Annotated in this window: 14 protein-coding genes; 1 reads left to right on the top strand and 13 read right to left on the bottom strand. The window is 42.4% G+C overall.

The annotated features are described in order from the left end of the window. Positions 1-237 precede the first annotated feature (237 nt). The 9 genes from nth to miaA form a co-directional block, all read right to left on the bottom strand. Positions 238-900 (bottom strand): endonuclease III, encoded by a 663-nt coding sequence (gene nth / locus GWD08_RS03290; RefSeq protein WP_159564221.1) that lies wholly within the window; start codon positions 898-900, stop codon positions 238-240. Further along, positions 900-1,592: a DnaD domain-containing protein gene (locus GWD08_RS03285; protein WP_159564219.1), complete on the bottom strand. Its 693-nt coding sequence runs from the start codon at positions 1,590-1,592 to the stop codon at positions 900-902. The genes nth and GWD08_RS03285 overlap by 1 nt, the downstream gene beginning before the upstream one ends. A gap of 59 nt (positions 1,593-1,651) precedes the next feature. Next, on the bottom strand, positions 1,652-2,170 hold the full coding sequence (locus GWD08_RS03280) for an adenine phosphoribosyltransferase (RefSeq protein WP_159548701.1): 519 nt from the start codon (positions 2,168-2,170) through the stop codon (positions 1,652-1,654). 76 nt (positions 2,171-2,246) lie between these two features. After that, positions 2,247-4,481, bottom strand: coding sequence for a single-stranded-DNA-specific exonuclease RecJ (gene recJ / locus GWD08_RS03275; protein WP_159564217.1), 2,235 nt, complete (start codon positions 4,479-4,481; stop codon positions 2,247-2,249). Continuing rightward, positions 4,478-5,242 carry an SDR family NAD(P)-dependent oxidoreductase gene (locus tag GWD08_RS03270; protein WP_159544902.1) on the bottom strand — a complete coding sequence of 255 codons (765 nt, stop codon included), beginning with the start codon at positions 5,240-5,242 and terminating at the stop codon, positions 4,478-4,480. Before GWD08_RS03270 ends, recJ begins: the two co-directional genes overlap by 4 nt. Beyond that, complete coding sequence (rnz, locus tag GWD08_RS03265; RefSeq protein WP_159544904.1) at positions 5,242-6,171, bottom strand: ribonuclease Z; 930 nt, start codon at positions 6,169-6,171, stop codon at positions 5,242-5,244. Before rnz ends, GWD08_RS03270 begins: the two co-directional genes overlap by 1 nt. A gap of 21 nt (positions 6,172-6,192) precedes the next feature. Then, positions 6,193-6,834 carry a cystathionine beta-lyase gene (locus GWD08_RS03260; protein ID WP_159564215.1) on the bottom strand — a complete coding sequence of 214 codons (642 nt, stop codon included), beginning with the start codon at positions 6,832-6,834 and terminating at the stop codon, positions 6,193-6,195. Continuing rightward, complete coding sequence (gene hflX, locus GWD08_RS03255) at positions 6,827-8,071, bottom strand: GTPase HflX (protein ID WP_159564213.1); 1,245 nt, start codon at positions 8,069-8,071, stop codon at positions 6,827-6,829. Before hflX ends, GWD08_RS03260 begins: the two co-directional genes overlap by 8 nt. A gap of 67 nt (positions 8,072-8,138) precedes the next feature. Then, a complete protein-coding gene (gene miaA, locus GWD08_RS03250) occupies positions 8,139-9,050 on the bottom strand; it encodes a tRNA (adenosine(37)-N6)-dimethylallyltransferase MiaA (RefSeq protein ID WP_159564211.1) in 912 nt (303 codons plus the stop codon). A 98-nt stretch (positions 9,051-9,148) separates the two neighbouring features. On the opposite strand from miaA, the gene GWD08_RS03245 reads away from it, so the two are divergent. Continuing rightward, entirely contained in the window at positions 9,149-9,343 is a 195-nt protein-coding gene (locus tag GWD08_RS03245; RefSeq protein ID WP_159544912.1) for a DUF3042 family protein, read from the top strand. A gap of 242 nt (positions 9,344-9,585) precedes the next feature. Here GWD08_RS03245 and trhO read toward each other — a convergent pair whose 3' ends face one another. The 4 genes from trhO to GWD08_RS03225 all read right to left on the bottom strand — a co-directional run bounded on the left by trhO (position 9,586) and on the right by GWD08_RS03225 (position 16,106). After that, positions 9,586-10,572 carry an oxygen-dependent tRNA uridine(34) hydroxylase TrhO gene (trhO, locus tag GWD08_RS03240; RefSeq protein WP_159564209.1) on the bottom strand — a complete coding sequence of 329 codons (987 nt, stop codon included), beginning with the start codon at positions 10,570-10,572 and terminating at the stop codon, positions 9,586-9,588. Positions 10,573-10,745: 173 nt separating this feature from the next. Further along, the gene (gene glgP / locus GWD08_RS03235) at positions 10,746-13,010 is read right to left on the bottom strand and encodes a glycogen/starch/alpha-glucan family phosphorylase (RefSeq protein ID WP_159564207.1); all 2,265 of its coding nucleotides are present in this window, start codon (positions 13,008-13,010) and stop codon (positions 10,746-10,748) included. A gap of 37 nt (positions 13,011-13,047) precedes the next feature. Beyond that, positions 13,048-14,538 (bottom strand): 4-alpha-glucanotransferase, encoded by a 1,491-nt coding sequence (malQ, locus tag GWD08_RS03230; protein WP_159544918.1) that lies wholly within the window; start codon positions 14,536-14,538, stop codon positions 13,048-13,050. A gap of 512 nt (positions 14,539-15,050) precedes the next feature. Further along, a complete protein-coding gene (locus GWD08_RS03225) occupies positions 15,051-16,106 on the bottom strand; it encodes a LacI family DNA-binding transcriptional regulator (RefSeq protein WP_159544920.1) in 1,056 nt (351 codons plus the stop codon). Between the last annotated feature and the right edge of the window lie 328 nt (positions 16,107-16,434).

Raw genomic sequence — 16,434 nt, 5'->3', positions numbered from 1 at the left:
TGTTGGTAAGAAAGGATGCTGCTCGCCTTGTAAAGATGGCGTGTTAGTGACTATATCAGCGAGCAGCTCAACGGGCTTGCGGCTGTTGGCATCAGGGGGCTTTATCACTGAAAATGAAAAACTCTTAGAAGTCTGTCATATCAACATTTCTAAGAGTAATCACTCATTTATTTACTGTATTACCTTCTTAAGACTCGCAAAGGTTTTGGAAAATTTGGCTAGCTTTTGGAATGCAGGTCAACTCAGACTTTTTTTCTGCAATTGTTTGTAATAATGGCAGTAGCTTTGGACGGGACATTCCTGACATTTGGGATTCTTAGCCAGGCAATGATATCGCCCAAAGAAAATCAAGCGGTGGTGGGTCTTGACCCAGTCTCGTTTAGGAATTTTTGCCATTAGATCCGTTTCGATTTGGGTAACAGAAGCATCAGGGGCTGAGATGTTGAGCCGCTTGGCCACGCGCGCGACATGAGTATCAACAGCTATCCCTGGAATATTATAAACTTCACCTAGTACCACATTTGCTGTTTTGCGACCAACTCCTGGCAGGCTTTCGAGTTGGGCGTACGTTTTAGGGACTTGCCCGTCAAACTCCTCTAGTAGTAATTGCGCTGTTCTGATAATGTTTTTGGCCTTGTTTTTGTAAAGGCCAATGGTACGCAGACAGGTTTCAACATCAGAAAGCTCAGCTGCCGCCAAATCAGCCAAATCTGGATATTTAGCCCATAAAACTGGTGTTACCTTATTTACGGCCTTATCCGTTGTTTGGGCTGACAAGATGACAGCAATCAATAACTGATAGGGGCGATCAGGTTGCCAAGTTAGTTCGCCCTTTGCCTCTGGAAACATCTCCGCAATAATTGCTAAAACTTTACGTAACCGTTCTTTACCGATGCGCATTACTCATCATCACTCCATAAATTCATCGCCGCTAAAAAGTCATCTGAAACGGCCACCTGCTGGTTTTTTGTCTCACGTTCTTGCTGCTTTTCTTTGACTTGCCGCAAATTAGTAATGCCCTCCTTGCGCCAATTGCGCAGGATTGCTTGGATGTATTTCCAATTGGTTTTGCCATTAAAAACAGCTTCGCGAAGGGCTTCGCGGATCAAATCAGGGTCAACCTTATCCTCACTGACAGTTTTTTGCAAGTCTTCTAACTCAAAGGGACTAAGTAAACGCCCTAATTCTTGTTCAAAATCGGTCACCAGGCTGCGCAGGGGATTGATTGGTGTAGCAACGTCGGTATCAGTTGCATGGGGTTGTTTAGCCTTTGCAATGACTTCATCTAATTTAGCCAAGGCAGGGGTTGCATCAAAAATGGTTTCAATCTCGCCGGCCAACTCAATGGTTTTCATATCTAAAAGCTGCTGCTGGCTTAAACTAGCAATGGCTTTATTGATGTCAGCTACTGTTTTTCCCAGCGCCTTAGCAATTTGACTGGGAACAATCTCCTCTTTGCTTGTGGTATTTTGCAGGTAAAAAAACTGCCACACCAAAAAATCATCTGGATTATTAAAAAGATCCTTATAATGAAAAAGCAAGGCACTTGGAAAAACCAAGTTGCCTGATTTATAGTGCTCTAAATAACTCATAATCCCCCATTCTCACTAGTCATTAGTAGTTAGGTATTGAGTCAGTCAAGCAACTGACCTTAGCCTGGGAAGTTCATCAAAACTTTAACATCAATATCACCAATAGCATGGCGGCCATTTAAGCCATCGAGTTCGATAAGAAAGGCACATCCTGCAACAACACCACCTAATTGCTGAACCATTTCGATCGTTGCTTTAACGGTTCCACCGGTTGCTAATAAGTCATCAACAATCAAGACACGTTGTCCAGGTTTAATAGCATCGGCATGCATGGTTAAGGTGTCTAAACCATATTCTTTTTCATAATCAGCTGAAACCACCTCACGTGGTAATTTCCCTGGTTTACGAACAGGTGCAAAACCAATTCCCAATTCAACAGCGACCGGACAGCCAATGATAAAGCCCCGTGCTTCTGGGCCGACAATCATATCAATGTCCTTATCGCAAGCGTATTGGGCAATTTCCCGAATCGCATAACTATAAGCTTTGCCATCTGCCATCAAAGGAGAGATGTCTCGAAAAGTGATGCCTTCTTTGGGATAATTTTCAATGGTTGCAATATAATTTGTTAAATCCATAATACTTTCTTTCTAGCGACTTTCGGTCAACATAAAATACTCTTCATTATACCATGAAAGCCTTGTTTCGTAAAACTTATTTATCCCCAAACCTACTATTTGGCTCATCTGCTGCTCTTAGCCAATCATAAATAGCCTGCGGGCTGCCTAGAGCCATTAATTCTTGATAAGCCACCTTGGCTTTTAAGTTTTGATAAATCAAACTCTCAGTTAAATCCTTCTTTGGTGCATCCTTAATCACCGTCATTACTCCATCGGCAATGTTTACAAAACCAAGCTCTTCAAAAATTTGAATCATTTTTGTTAAAAGCTGCTGATCAAGGTTCAAATAGCTGGCCAAATCAAGCAATTTATAGCGGATGTCAAACTCTGGAAATTGGTAGAGAGTTTTATATAGTTTAGCAAACTGCTCCTTACTGCCATAACCAGACAAGTATAGAGGTTGCTCAATCTTATTTTTAAAGTAAATAGCCGTTAGGTGTTTTTGGGCAAATTGCTGGCGCAGCTGATTGGGCTCATCAGGGATAAGTTCAAGTAAGGCAGCTTGCCCATCTTTAGCTTCAGCTAAGCTAGGCAAATGCTTAGGAATTACCGCATTACGCTTACGGACATCGATCAATTGAATCCCAGATACTCGTGCATCAACCAAAAATAATTGGATACTAGTGTGACCATTCCATTGGTTCACACTGAGGGTCACAGCCAACTCCAGACCGCGAGCCTGCTGAAATTCTTGCCAAAAGGAACCTTTTTGAAAGGCAACCACGTCAATTTCGACACCATCTTTGGCAATTTTTAATTTCAAATGGCGATTATTTTGCCCCATGCTGCGAGCTTGTAAGACCTGAAAATCCCGTAACCAAAAAAGAGGCTTTTTATTATCCATCCCAAAAGGCGCTAGAACACTCAATTCCTTAAGGGTTGCTAAACTGAGCTGCTTGAGGTCTAATTCGTCATCTAAGCTGAGTTGACTCTTTTGATCAATCGCTAAGTGCTTGTTGGCCACATAATCAGCCAAGGCCTGACGCAAGAGGGGCAATTCAGCCGCATCAATGGTCATACCAGCAGCTCCAGCATGTCCACCAAAGGCGAGCAGATGTTCTTTGGCCGCAGCTAGAGCCTGGTAAATATTAATCCTTTCTGGACTGCGTGCTGAGCCCTTAGCCAGCTCATCATCAGAAATTCCCAAAACAATAACTGGACGACCGATTTCTTCCATGATGCGGCCAGCAACAATCCCTAGTACGCCTGGATGCCAGCCTTTTTTGGCTAAAACCTGAATAGGCTGGGCCAAGTCCACCATCTCTAAAGCTTCCTGATAAATAGCTTGGACAAGCTCCTTACGCTCTTGATTTTTGGCATGAATCATCAGGGCTATTTGATGGGTTTCTTCCTCATCAAAACCTGTCAGTAATTCCAAAGCAGGATTTGGATCATCCAGTCGGCCAAGTGCATTTAAGGCAGGCGCAATTTGAAAGCCGATGGTTTCCTCGTCACAGTCACCAGGCTTAACATCAGCGAGCTGCATCAACTCTTGCAGACCAATTCGCTCGGTTTGGCGTAAGACGGCTAGTCCATTTTTAACCAAAATGCGATTCTCACCGGTCAAGCTCACCATATCAGCAATGGTGCCAATGGCTACCAAATCTAAAAACTCTGTGGGAATACTCTCTAAAAGGGCACAAGCCAATTTGAAAGCAACGCCACAGCCCGCTAAATAGTGAAAAGGGTAATCGGCATCTGGATGTTCTGGATGGATAATCGCGAAAGCTTTTGGCAAAGCCTCAGGTAAACTATGGTGGTCGGTGACAATGACATCAACTCCCTGGGCTTGCGCGTAAGCAATCGCCTCATGGCCAGCCACGCCATTATCAACAGTGATAATCAAGGAGACGTCTTCTTGTTCTATGAAATATTTGTAGACACTTTGATTTGGCCCGTAGCCATCACTAAAACGATTAGGCAAATAAGTCCGCACTTGGGCTCCTAGCATCTCTAGTGTTTCTTGAACAATTGAGGCAGACGTCATTCCATCGGCATCGTAATCGCCGTACACTAAAATCGTTTCTGCCTGCTCAATCGCCCGGCGAATGCGCGGCACTGCTTTTGCCATATCATGAAGTAAATAGGGATCATGCAAATCAGCTAAATCAGCGGTCAAAAAAGCTGTTAAATCTTCTGCTGTGCGGATGCCCCTTTGATAAACTAACTGGGCCGCTGCCTGGCTAAGTCCCTGGTTCTTAGCAAGCTTAAAAAAGCCAGCATCTGGCTTTTCCTTAGCTAGGGCCCATTGATAAGTAGCTGTGATCATTTATAATTAAAGACCTTTCGTGCAAAAAAATCTGAGAGCCGTGGAAAGAGGGCATAAAAGGTGTTGGCCGCTGCCAATAAGAAGGGAAGATTGAGTTCGCGCTTAGGCCGATCAAGAACCGCGACAATCCGCTTTGCAACTTGCTGGGGCTGTAAGGTAAAACGGCTCACGCTAGCCAAGTACTGACCAGACGGATCAGCCTGATCAAAAAAGCCTGTCGCAATTGGCCCTGGATTGACCGTAGTCACAAAGACACCCTGATCAGCTAGTTCTAAACGTAGGGCATTTGAATAGCCAATCATGGCAAATTTGGTCGCAGAATAGACTGTTGATTTGCTAGAAGCAATCAGGCCAGCCATGGACACAATATTGATAATGTGCCCCCGACCTCTGCTAGCCATCTGATGGCCAATCAAACGCGCAAAAGTAATGCTTGCCAGAGTATTGACGGCAAACATTTCGGCAATTTCTGCACTGTCAAAGGCATCATAGCTTTTAAAAGCACCAAAGCCTGCATTGTTAATCAATACATCAACTTGGCCATGCTTTTGCGCAATCTCTTCCACTAAAAGAGCAATAGCCTGACTATCTTTAATATCAATCGCATAAATGGCCTTATGAGGAATCTCAGCATATAAGGTTGCCAGCTTTTGGGCATCTCGGCCAACTAAAATAATGAAATCATCAGTGGACAATTGATGAATAATAGCTTGCGCTAAGCCACCACTAGCTCCTGTAATCAAAAAAGTTCGTTTTGCCATTAAATACTCACTTCCTCTAAATCTTTGACAACCTTAACGGGTTCAAAAATCGTTGCGGCATCTTTTTCCAGTTGACGACAAGCGCGGCCCAAAAACCGAGCAGAAACGTGATTTAACAAGAGACGTTTAGCTTTTGCTTCTTTGGCAATCTCAGCGGCCTGCATATTGGTAGAATGGCCATGGTTACGAGCCATCCGGTCATCACCTCTACCATAGGTTGATTCATGAACTAAAACATCCGCATCTCTGGCCAGCCGAACGCTGGCTGGGGTTTTGCGGGTATCACCGATAATCGTAATGATTTTCCCTTTTTTCGGAGCAGAGATAAAATCACTAGCTCTAATTAGCCTACCATCTTCTAAGACGACATCTTGGCCATTTTTTACCTGGCCAAACAAAGGACCAAAGGGCACGCCAGCTGCTTTTAAAGCTTCAGCATTTAAGGTTCCCTCTAAGTCTTTTTGGACAATACGGTAACCAATACAAAAAATCGTATGCGCTAATTGTTCTCCATAAACCAAAAATTTATCAGTCTCCATCAATAGACCTAGATCATTTTCGGTGAATTCTTTGAAATGGATGCGATAAGGTAGTCTTGAACCAGAAACCTTGAGGCTGGTCATCACAAAGGACTTGATGCCAACAGGTCCATAAATCTCAATGTCGGTTTGCTCTTCACTTGCTTGAAAAGCCCGGCTGGCTAAAAAACCCGGCAGGCCAAAAATATGGTCCCCATGTAAATGTGTGATAAAGATTTTTTTAATTTTACGAGGCTTAATGTGCGTCTCTAAAATTTGGCGCTGGGTTCCTTCACCACAATCAAACATCCACACTTCATTGATTTCATCTAGCAATTTTAAAACTAGACTCGAAACATTTCGCTGCTTAGCCGGCTGGCCAGCACCTGTCCCTAAAAACTGTATTTCCATTATTAAATTAACTTATACTTTCTAATTGCTGATATAGAATTGGTATTGCCGCTGGTGAAAGCCATAGCATCTTTGACCAGAGTAGGACTTAGCCAGAGCTATTAGCTCCTCTTGATTATAGGAAGTCAGCAAAACTGTCCCATCCTCAAAGAGATACTTTTGCGACAAAAGGTGATCGGCTAACGCTTCTTTATGCCGCTTTTGCTCAGTAAAGCCATTGAGACACATTTTAATCTGGTTTGCTTCTTGATAAACCAGATAATGCGGAAAAATCATCGCCAGTTCAAATAAGAGTGCCTCAGTCACTGGCTCACTCACCTCAGAAAAAACCAAGGCTTCTTCTTGTTCTGCTTCTTGGTAGACATATCCATAAGCTTTGCCTGAGACATTTAAACGTACAAAAGGAAGAGATTCTTTAAAAAAACTAGGATTAGCTTGGCATAGCCCCAAAGCTTTTGACATCTGATAATAGTAATCTGTAGCTGCCTTAGGGGACTGCTTTTGATATATTTCTGCAAAATAAGCATTTAAAACACTAGGTGGAGGGGTAATCAGCCGCTTCTTTTCTTGATCTGACACCCCCTGCATAATGGTGGTTAAGTATTGTTGATCCATTGAGGTATAGCCCCCATATTGCATTGCCAAAGAAATATAATCAGTCATAAAATCCTTCTAATCTCCATTTATTCTTTGAGGCGATATAGCCTTTGATGTTTTCTTTTCTTTGTTCGAAGTGATAGTCATCTAAGAAGGCAACCTTTTGCAGCTCATATAGCTTATAAAAATCAGCCTGATCGACACTTATGGAAAAAGGTATAAACAATTCACAAATCTGCTCAACTAGCCATGTACGTAAGCGTTTTCGACTAGAGTGATCATGCGCGCTCAATTGTATATTGGGAAAAGCTGACACTGTAAAGGCTTGAGCTAAATCCATTTTATTATAAATGGTCAAGCGAGGAATGTGTTGCATCCCTAAATCACGAAGAATCTCTAACACGACCTGCTCTTGCTCTAGCTGGTGCGGGTCACTGGCATCAATGACATGTAAGAGCAAATCCAGATGACGGCTTTCTTCCAAGGTTGATTTAAAGGCAGCAACAAGCTCTGTTGGCAAATCTTGGATAAAACCAACTGTATCAGTTAGAGTCGCCTGAAAGTGGTCTCGTAGATATAACTGTTTGGTCGTAGCATCCAGAGTCGCAAACAATTCATCAGCCTCATAGTGGTCATGATCGGTCATGAGATTCATGATCGTTGACTTGCCAGCATTGGTATAACCAATGAGACCAATCCGAAAAGGCTCTGAAGTCAAACGCTTTTCACGAGTAATTTGGCGATTCTGTTCGACTTGCTTGAGCTTGTGCTCAATATCTGCGATCTGCTGCCGAATTGAGCGGCGATTTAGCTCTAGCTGACTCTCACCAGGTCCTCGGCTACCAATACCACCAGCTTGACGGCTAAGCAGAATTCCTTGCCCCATCAAGCGGGGCAAGAGGTATTTCAATTGAGCCAGATGCACTTGCAATTTGCCTTCATGGCTATGCGCCCGCATGGCAAAAATATCTAAAATTAATTGCATGCGATCAATCACTTTTACGCCAAGCTCAGCTTCTAAATGGCTATTTTGACGTGGCGTGAGCCGGTTATTGACAATAACCATGTCAATTGCATCAGCTGCCACTCGGGCGCTTATCTCGCTTAATTTTCCAGCGCCCACTAAGGTCTTGCTGTCATACTTTTTACGTTTTTGCTCATAGCTAGCAACCACTTCTGCGCCAGCTGTTTGGGCAAGGCTAGCAAGTTCAATCATTGACATTTCAAATTGTTGTGTATCTGGTAAGGCCACACCAACCAGAACAACGCGTTCTTGTGCGTTTTGTGTCTCAATTAAGCTCATGTCCAAACCTCCAAATACCGTAACATTTATTATACCATAAATCTAAGCAAAGCTTAGGTATTACCAGCTAATCGGCTGGATTCTTAGTCAAGAAGGCTTGCGCGTCCGCCACCAGTTCAGCTGGGTAGGTCGGCTCAGAAATCTGGTAAAAAGGCACTGCCATCCTATTTCTAAACCAGGTCAATTGCCGCTTTGCAAATCGTCTGGAATTTTGTTTGAGCTGAGCTAGGGCCGCATCTAGACTAGCTTCGCCGGCAAAATAAGGGAATAATTCTTTATAACCAATCGCCCGGCTGGCTTGGGCATGAGGAAAATGCGTGAAGAGGTCCTCAGCTTCTGCTAACAGTCCTTGCTCCACCATCCCATCAACACGCTGATTGATACGCTCATATAAGGAGGCTCTTTCATCAGTCAGCCCAAGGAGCAAGACCTCATAGGGAAAAGGCTTATTTTGCTGCTTAGTGGCAAAACGATGGCGCTCCAAAGCCCGGATAGCTCGGCGGCGATTGGGCTCATTAATGGCAAGCCTGGCCTTTTTGACTTGCTGATAGAGTTGCTGGTTTGTCAGTTTCGATAAGGCTGCGCGGTAGGCTAAGAGAGCCGCCTGATCAACCTCTCCACCAAGGTGATAACCTTCAATCAAACTTTGGATGTAAAGGCCCGTTCCCCCAACAATAATCGGCAACTTACCAGCGGCCATAATGTCATCTAGCGCCCTGGTCGCATCCTGGACGAAATCATAAACAGAATAATTTTCCCAGGGCTCTCGAATATCTATTAAATGGTGTTTCACCAGCGCTTGCTCCCTAGCACTGGCTTTGGCGGTACCAATATCTAGCCCCTTATAGACTTGTTGGCTATCACCAGAGATGATCTCGCCATTAAACATCTTAGCCAACTCAATCCCTAGAGCTGTCTTTCCCACGGCAGTTGGTCCGACCACTGCAATTAGTTTTTTTCTTGGTTCTTTTATTGTCATGTCAAATCTTCAAAGCATACCCTTTCACTTGCTATTTCGGTCTTTTTTCGCTAACATATATTATACCATAGATGTTACCACTCTAAAGGTTAGAATAAATGTTACAGGAGAATAGCGTTATGAAAAAATACCCATTTGCCAAAGGTCTCATTACAGGTGTCCTTGCCACTACTGCTACAGTAGCTGGCGCGCTCTTGACCATCAAAAAAACGATTATTGAACCCGAAGAAGAAAAAGAAGCATTCATCGAAGAAAACCGCAAAAAGGCAGCACGTCGTCGTGTATCCCGTTAAGCAGCAACAAAAGAACTGGAGACTTCCCCAGTTTCTTTTTTTATTGGCTTGCAAAAAGCGCTAGCAATTTTGTCGCAGATAATAGCACCGCAGGTCTTATAGAAGCACAAAAGGAAAGCTGCTTTTTAGCTGCTCTCCTACTTAGTTATCGTATCAGTCACTCGCTATCATTGCCAATGAACCAAAAGGTTTTTCTTTACGCTGATAGTTGAGGTTAAAACCTATCTGTTAGGTAGCCAAGCTTAGGCGGTTACTGCCTCAGGCAAGACTTCCCCAAGAACAGCTAAGCGCTCAGCCCATTGCGTGCGCGTTAAGCCATGTTCTTGCACGTAGCGATTACGTTCATGAGCTCGGCATTCTGGTGAGCAGCCGCGCAAGTATTTGGCTTCATTTGCTTCAGAAGCAAAAATTTGCTTATTGCAAAATGGGTTGGCACAATTCACATAGCGTTCACAAGGCGAACCATCAAAATGGTCCTTACCGATAATGGTAGGGTCAACATGGTTAATAGGCACCGAAATGCGCTCATCAAAGACATACATAGCACCGTCCCATAGTTCTCCTTGCACCTTTGGATCCTTACCGTAGGTAGCGATGCCGCCGTGTAATTGCCCAACATCCTTGAAGCCCTCACGAACCATCCAACCTGAGAATTTTTCACACCGCACACCACCGGTACAATAAACAACTACCCGTTTTTCCATAAATTGTTCTTTATGATCACGTACCCATTGGGGTAATTCACGGAAATTACGAATATCAGGACGAATAGCCCCACGGAAATGACCTAAATCATATTCATAGTCATTGCGCGTATCAAGGACAACAGTATTTTCATCTAGCAAGGCTTCTTTGAACTCTTGGGGATTTAAATAGGCTCCCGTGGTTTCTAGAGGGTTAATATCCTGATCAAAGTCATTGTCTTCTAAGCCTAGATGAACAATTTCTTTTTTGTAACGCACAAACATTTTCCGAAAAGCTTGTTCTTTTTCTTCGTCAATTTTGAACCAAAGATCAGCAAAACGCTCATCACTGTGCACCCAATCCATGTATTTTTGGGTGGTTTCATAATCACCAGAGACGGTACCGTTAATGCCTTCGTCAGCAATTAAAATCCGGCCCTTAAGACCAATGGATTTACAAAATTCCAAGTGCTGCGCAGCATATTCTTTAGCATTTTCAATAGGAACGTATTTGTAATAGAGTAAAACACGAATGTTTTCAGACACAGTTAAGTTATCTCCAATTCTTTTATTCTTTTGCTTTATCTTTTATTATAACCTGCCAAAAGCCAGACAAGCAACAAATTAGCTTGTACATTTTATCACAATACCAACTCGCAAAAACCAGCCAAGGTAGACCTCTCACAGGTCACCCTAAGCTGGCTATTTTTGATTATTGCTTAATAAGATTGCCAAATGTCTTGATTGTATTGTTCGATAGTGCGATCAGATGAGAAGAAACCTGCTTTGGCAATATTATGCACAACCTTTGTCATCCAAAGATCTTGGTCTTCATAATCAGCCAACATCCGTTCTTTTGTCTGGATATAATCTTCCAAATCAATCAAAGTCATAAACCAGTCTTTGTTGATTAATTCCAAGTAAAGCCGCTCTAAACGTTGCTCATTACCAATTTTCAACATGTCAGGGCTAATGATAAAATTAACCGCTGCTTTGATTGCTGGATGGCTATCATAGTAATGTTTAGATACATAGCCACCTTCAGCATACAAACGAATAATGGTATCAGAATCTTGACCAAAAGTATAGATATTGTCCATACCTGCCAGCTCTGCAATTTCTACATTAGCACCGTCCATAGTCCCTAAGGTCAAGGCCCCGTTGAGCATAAATTTCATATTACCTGTGCCTGAGGCCTCTTTTGAAGCTAAGGAAATTTGTTCAGAAATATCAGATGCTGGGATCAAGTGTTCAGCTACTGTGACATTATAGTTTTCCACCAAGTGAACGTTGAGGTATGGGCTTACCTCTGGGTCATTATTGATTAATTCGGACAGGCAAAGGATCAAGTGAATAATGTCTTGAGCAATCACGTAGGCTGGTGCTGCTTTGCCGCCAAAAATCACTGTCAGTTTGCGTTTAGGTAACTTGCCATTTTTGATTTCTAAGTATTTGTGGATGACATATAGCGCATTCATTTGTTGGCGTTTGTATTCATGGAAGCGCTTGATTTGTGTATCAATAATCGAGTTTTCATCCAAATCAATGCCTTTGTTCTCTTTGAGGTAACGCTTCAAGGCCAGCTTGTTGTTAGCCTTAATATCTGCTAAGCGTTGATGCACAGCAGGGTCATCTACAAAGGCCAATAATTTTTCTAATTTGGTGCCATCTGTAAGATAGTCATCACCGATTAATTCTTTCAAATAAGCAGCTAAATCTTGGTTAGCAAACTCTAACCAGCGACGGAAGGTAATACCATTGGTTTTATTATTGAATTTTTCAGGATAAAGTTGATAAAATTCTTTTAATTCGCTAGTCTTAAGAATTTCCGTATGAAGGGCAGCAACCCCATTGACGCTGGTAGCAAAATGAATATCCATGTGCGCCATATGAACTCGTCCATCTTTATCAATAATTTGTAAAGCAGGATTGTCAACTTCTGTCGCAATCAATTGGTCTAGTTGCTCAATAATGGTAACCAAGTGAGGCACAACTTCACGCAAGTAATCGATTGGCCATTTTTCTAAGGCTTCTGATAAAATCGTATGGTTGGTATACCCTACCATTTGTCTAACAATAGCTACCGCTTCTTCAAAAGTCATGCCATGCTTTTGTGTTAATAAACGAACCAACTCAGGAATGACCATTGATGGGTGGGTATCGTTGATTTGGACATAAGCATAGTCAGGAAGATCGTACAAATTAGAGCCACGTTCTAGGGCCTCATCAATCAAGAGCTGAGCGGCATTAGAGACCATGAAGTATTGTTGGTAAATGCGCAGCAATTCACCATTTTTATCTGAATCATCAGGGTATAAAAAGAGGGTTAGGTTCTTTTTGATTTCCGTTTTATCAAAACTGATGCCTTGTTTAATCAAGCCATAATCCACAGCCTCAATGTCAAATAGGTTCAAATAATTTTTAGTGTCACGTTGGTAACCTAAAACATCAATGCGATCAAGACGTGATTTCAAGGTGAAATGACGAAATGGCACATCATACGAAACCTCTGTAGGAACTAACCAAGACTGGTCTTCAATCCAATAATTAGGTTCTGCTTCTTGCTGATTGTGACGAAAAACCTGTTTAAATAGGCCACAATGGTAGTTCAAGCCAACACCTTCACCGTTAATTCCAAGTGTTGCCATGGAATCAATAAAACATGAAGCAAGACGCCCTAAGCCACCATTTCCTAATGACGGCTCTAGTTCCACATCTTCAATCTCTGCAATGGATTTACCAGCTTGTGCGAGCTCTTCTTTGATGGTTTGATAGAGTCCTAAATTAATCAGGTTATTGGATAATAGCTTACCAATTAAAAATTCAGCCGAAATATAGTAAACTTTACGCTTAGTCGTATTTTTAGGCTTCTTAGCTGCTTGTTCTTTGACATACTCTAATAGACTCAGATAGAGTTCTTTATTAGACAATTGACTCAGGGTATGCCCTGTACGTTTTTCGGCAAATACTGTAAATGTGTTCATTAGATTCTCTTTTCCTCAATTCAAAATTTTAGTGTGCTTAAGCACGTCCATACAATTCGGTTAGTTCCACCAGGTAATCAATATGGTCCTGGGTCAGCTCACAAGCCCGCATCCGCCATTGCCAGTTTCCACCAACGGTGTTTGGCCTATTCATCCGGCTGGATGCATCCTTATCTAGCAAATCTTGCATGCAAAAGATGGCTGTATCGCCAACCGATGCAAAAATGGTCCGTAGCATCGCTTTGGTAATCGGCTCACCCTCATGCATGTGAAGGTAGCGGCGCACAAATCGGGCTTGTTTAACGGTTAGATTTTCATACCAGCCATTGACGACCTCATTATCATGCGTCCCCGTGTAGACGATGCAGTTACGCTCATGGTGATGAGGTAATTCCATGCTTTGGCTAGTTTCATCATACAAACCAAACTCCAGAATTTTCATCCCGGGAAAGCCCGTTGAGGCCAATAAGTGTTCGGCTTTTTCGTCAATATAACCCAGATTCTCTGCAATAATAGGCAACTGACCTAGTTGTTCACGCACAGTCTTAAATAATTCCAAACCAGGCGCTGCCTCCCAATGACCATTTTTTGCAGTTTGGTCCCCGGCAGGAATTTCCCAAAAATCAGAAAAGCCCTTGAAATGATCAATGCGAACCTTGTCGTAAATCTTGCAGCTTTCTTGAATGCGGTAGACCCACCAGGCAAAATGTGTGTTTTGATGCTCTAACCAGTTATAGATCGGATTGCCCCATAATTGCCCATCGTCACTAAAGTCATCTGCCGGAACACCGGCAATATATAGCGGTTTTTTCTCCTGATCTACCTTAAAGAGCTCAGGCATGGTCCAAACTTCGACACTATCTGCTGAAACATAAATCGGCATATCCCCAATAATCTCAATACCATGCTCATTAGCATAAGCCTTCAAGGCCAACCATTGGTTAAAGAAGAAATATTGGCAAACTTTATGGTAAGCAATACCATCTGTCAGTTCTTTTCGATAATGGGCTAGCGCAGCCTCCTCCCGCTTAATAATGGCCATATCGTCCCATGCTTGCAGGGCCTTGTTGCCAAAATGTTCCTTGATCGCCATGAACTCGGCATAATCATTGACCCATGATGCCTCTTGCTCAAACTGCTGCAATGCTCGGCGATTTTGCATAGACGCCAAAAAAGTAGTGACAGCTTTTTGTAAGAGGGGACGACGCTGTTGGTAGATCAAAGCATAGTCAACCGCCTCTAAGTCCTGGCCAAAATCAACATCCGCATAGTCAGCTGGTTCTAATAAGCCTTGCTCAGCTAGCAGATCCAGGTCAATAAAATGGGGATTGCCAGCAACCGCCGAAAAGGATTGATAAGGAGAGTCACCAAAACTCGTTGTGGTTAAAGGCAAAATTTGCCAATAGGTTTGTTTGGCAGCAACTAAAAAATCCACAAAATCATAGGCAGACTGGCCAAAGGAACCTATCCCAAATTTTCCCGGTAGGGAGCTGATATGCATCAAAACTCCGCTTGCTCGTTTACTCATACGTTTCTCCTTGACATTTAGGTTATGAGCAAATTATAGCGCAAGCGGTTGCGTAAGTCAAGGCATATTAAAAAAAAGACTGCCAAAATGTTCCGCTCGCTTTAAACTAGCCCTTGGTATAAAGAACTAGCTGGCTCAAAAATAGCGAGAATCTAAAAATAGACTTTTAGTAATTATCTTCCAAAAACGCCTCACCTAAAAAAACGAATGACGTGATAACTGTTCTTTTTCAAAACATCAATCATTCGTTTGTCATTCTTAGATAATTGCGCTGCGTAGGCAGTTCCCGTGAGCAGTCATGTCGGAGGTTATATTTGGCCTCTTACTGCTTTTAAGCTCTGGGCCATAGGAGCCTAGGCGCGCCGTGCTGTGCGTTTTGCTAATCAAATGCCCCCTTTATAAAAGGATTTCAACCATTCCTGAGCTAGACAGCAAAAAAGCAGCCAGGGTTGAAAGCACTCCCTTTTCAGCTGCTGCTTTTTCTATTGGCTACATCTAAAGATTGCGCCTGCTTAGTGCGCACTAAGGCGGTCTGGTTCTGTCTGGTTCTGATCACGGATGTCTCGGACACTTTCGCGGGGGATGAGGGTGAAGGGAACGACGATTTTTTGGCTGAGCTGCCCGTCTTTGGCATTAATCAATTCTAGCAATTGCTTGAAGCTGGTTTGGCCAATGTTTTCCACATTAATATCAAATGTTGTCAGATAAGGATGAATTAATTTAGAGTAGATCGAGTTGTTAAAGGTAATAATGGACATATCATCTGGAACTTTAATAGCATAAAAAGATAGTAGTTGGATTAAACGGACACATAAAATATCCCCAATCACCACCAAAGCCGTTGCTTTTTGATCCCGAATCGTTTGCATCAAGGCCTCGATTCGTAAAGGATCCTTGCGGTCAAACAAAAGCATCTCATGCGAAGGCACGCCTTTTTTGAGACAGCCTTTTAAGTAACCAAAATAACGTTCAGAAGCCACTTCAGAATCTAGCTCATCTGTAATAAATAAAATATTGCGATGACCCTTGTCATATAGGTAATTCACAGCAGTTTTGGCCATTAGCTGATTATCATTATCAATATAGGTCATTTGATTTTCATCACCCTCTGGCGCCCCAACTATCACAAAGGGAATATGATTATCCATCAGATACCGTCGAATCGGATCATGCTCTTCAGAGTACAAAACGATAAAACCATCGGCTCTTTTTTGCATGTGCATCAAGGTAACCTGAGCTAACAAATCTTCAACTGTCATGGCCGTTGCCGTAGAAACAGTAAAGTGGTGCTGCTTGGCTTCATTGGTAATGGTCGTTAGAATCTGCATGAAAAAGGGCTCGCTCAGACGATCATTAAGTGTAATAGGAGGAAATACCAATCCAATATTATGCGTTAAACCACTGGCAAGCATTTGTGCAGCCACATTAGGGACATAGCCTAAATCACGCATTGCCTTTTTAACTTTATCTTTTGTTTTTTGAGAAATAGAATGATTATCTTTTAAAACGCGGCTAACCGTAGAGGGATTAACACCCGCTTCCTTTGCGACATCTTTAATCGTTACCATATAACCTCTTTAATTATTCATTTTATGACATCAGTCCTTAGGACAATGGATGTCATTGCCATAATAGCTTCCTATTCATTATACTCATTTTATCATATAAAATGCAATGCTTATCCTGCTAAAGCTAACGCTCAGCCAAAAAGAAGCTGGTTGATTTTTAGAAAACCTAAAAAATGTTAAAAAAGGCACTGCCATCCTATTTCCCGAGTTTATCAGTTAATTGACTTCGCAGGGGTTGTTTTTGCGATAACAGCGGTATTTCTTTTGATTTTTTATCTCTATTTATTGTTGTGAACGGCAATGTATGCTATACTATAGTTATGGCATT

It is taken from the genome of Streptococcus halichoeri (genome assembly GCF_009870755.1).
Lineage (GTDB): Bacteria > Bacillota > Bacilli > Lactobacillales > Streptococcaceae > Streptococcus > Streptococcus halichoeri.
Note: the sequence above shows the minus strand (reverse complement) of the source record. Positions and strands in the feature narration are given on the sequence as shown.

Excerpts from the sequence above, each read along its gene's own strand:
- nth (WP_159564221.1), bottom strand. The coding sequence starts at position 900 with ATGCGCATCGGTAAAGAACGGTTACGTAAAGTTTTAGCAATTATTGCG.
- GWD08_RS03285 (WP_159564219.1), bottom strand. The coding sequence starts at position 1,592 with ATGAGTTATTTAGAGCACTATAAATCAGGCAACTTGGTTTTTCCAAGT.
- GWD08_RS03280 (WP_159548701.1), bottom strand. The coding sequence starts at position 2,170 with ATGGATTTAACAAATTATATTGCAACCATTGAAAATTATCCCAAAGAA.
- recJ (WP_159564217.1), bottom strand. The coding sequence starts at position 4,481 with ATGATCACAGCTACTTATCAATGGGCCCTAGCTAAGGAAAAGCCAGAT.
- GWD08_RS03270 (WP_159544902.1), bottom strand. The coding sequence starts at position 5,242 with ATGGCAAAACGAACTTTTTTGATTACAGGAGCTAGTGGTGGCTTAGCG.
- rnz (WP_159544904.1), bottom strand. The coding sequence starts at position 6,171 with ATGGAAATACAGTTTTTAGGGACAGGTGCTGGCCAGCCGGCTAAGCAG.
- GWD08_RS03260 (WP_159564215.1), bottom strand. The coding sequence starts at position 6,834 with ATGACTGATTATATTTCTTTGGCAATGCAATATGGGGGCTATACCTCA.
- hflX (WP_159564213.1), bottom strand. The coding sequence starts at position 8,071 with ATGAGCTTAATTGAGACACAAAACGCACAAGAACGCGTTGTTCTGGTT.
- miaA (WP_159564211.1), bottom strand. The coding sequence starts at position 9,050 with ATGACAATAAAAGAACCAAGAAAAAAACTAATTGCAGTGGTCGGACCA.
- GWD08_RS03245 (WP_159544912.1), top strand. The coding sequence starts at position 9,149 with ATGTTACAGGAGAATAGCGTTATGAAAAAATACCCATTTGCCAAAGGT.
- glgP (WP_159564207.1), bottom strand. The coding sequence starts at position 13,010 with ATGAACACATTTACAGTATTTGCCGAAAAACGTACAGGGCATACCCTG.
- malQ (WP_159544918.1), bottom strand. The coding sequence starts at position 14,538 with ATGAGTAAACGAGCAAGCGGAGTTTTGATGCATATCAGCTCCCTACCG.
- GWD08_RS03225 (WP_159544920.1), bottom strand. The coding sequence starts at position 16,106 with ATGGTAACGATTAAAGATGTCGCAAAGGAAGCGGGTGTTAATCCCTCT.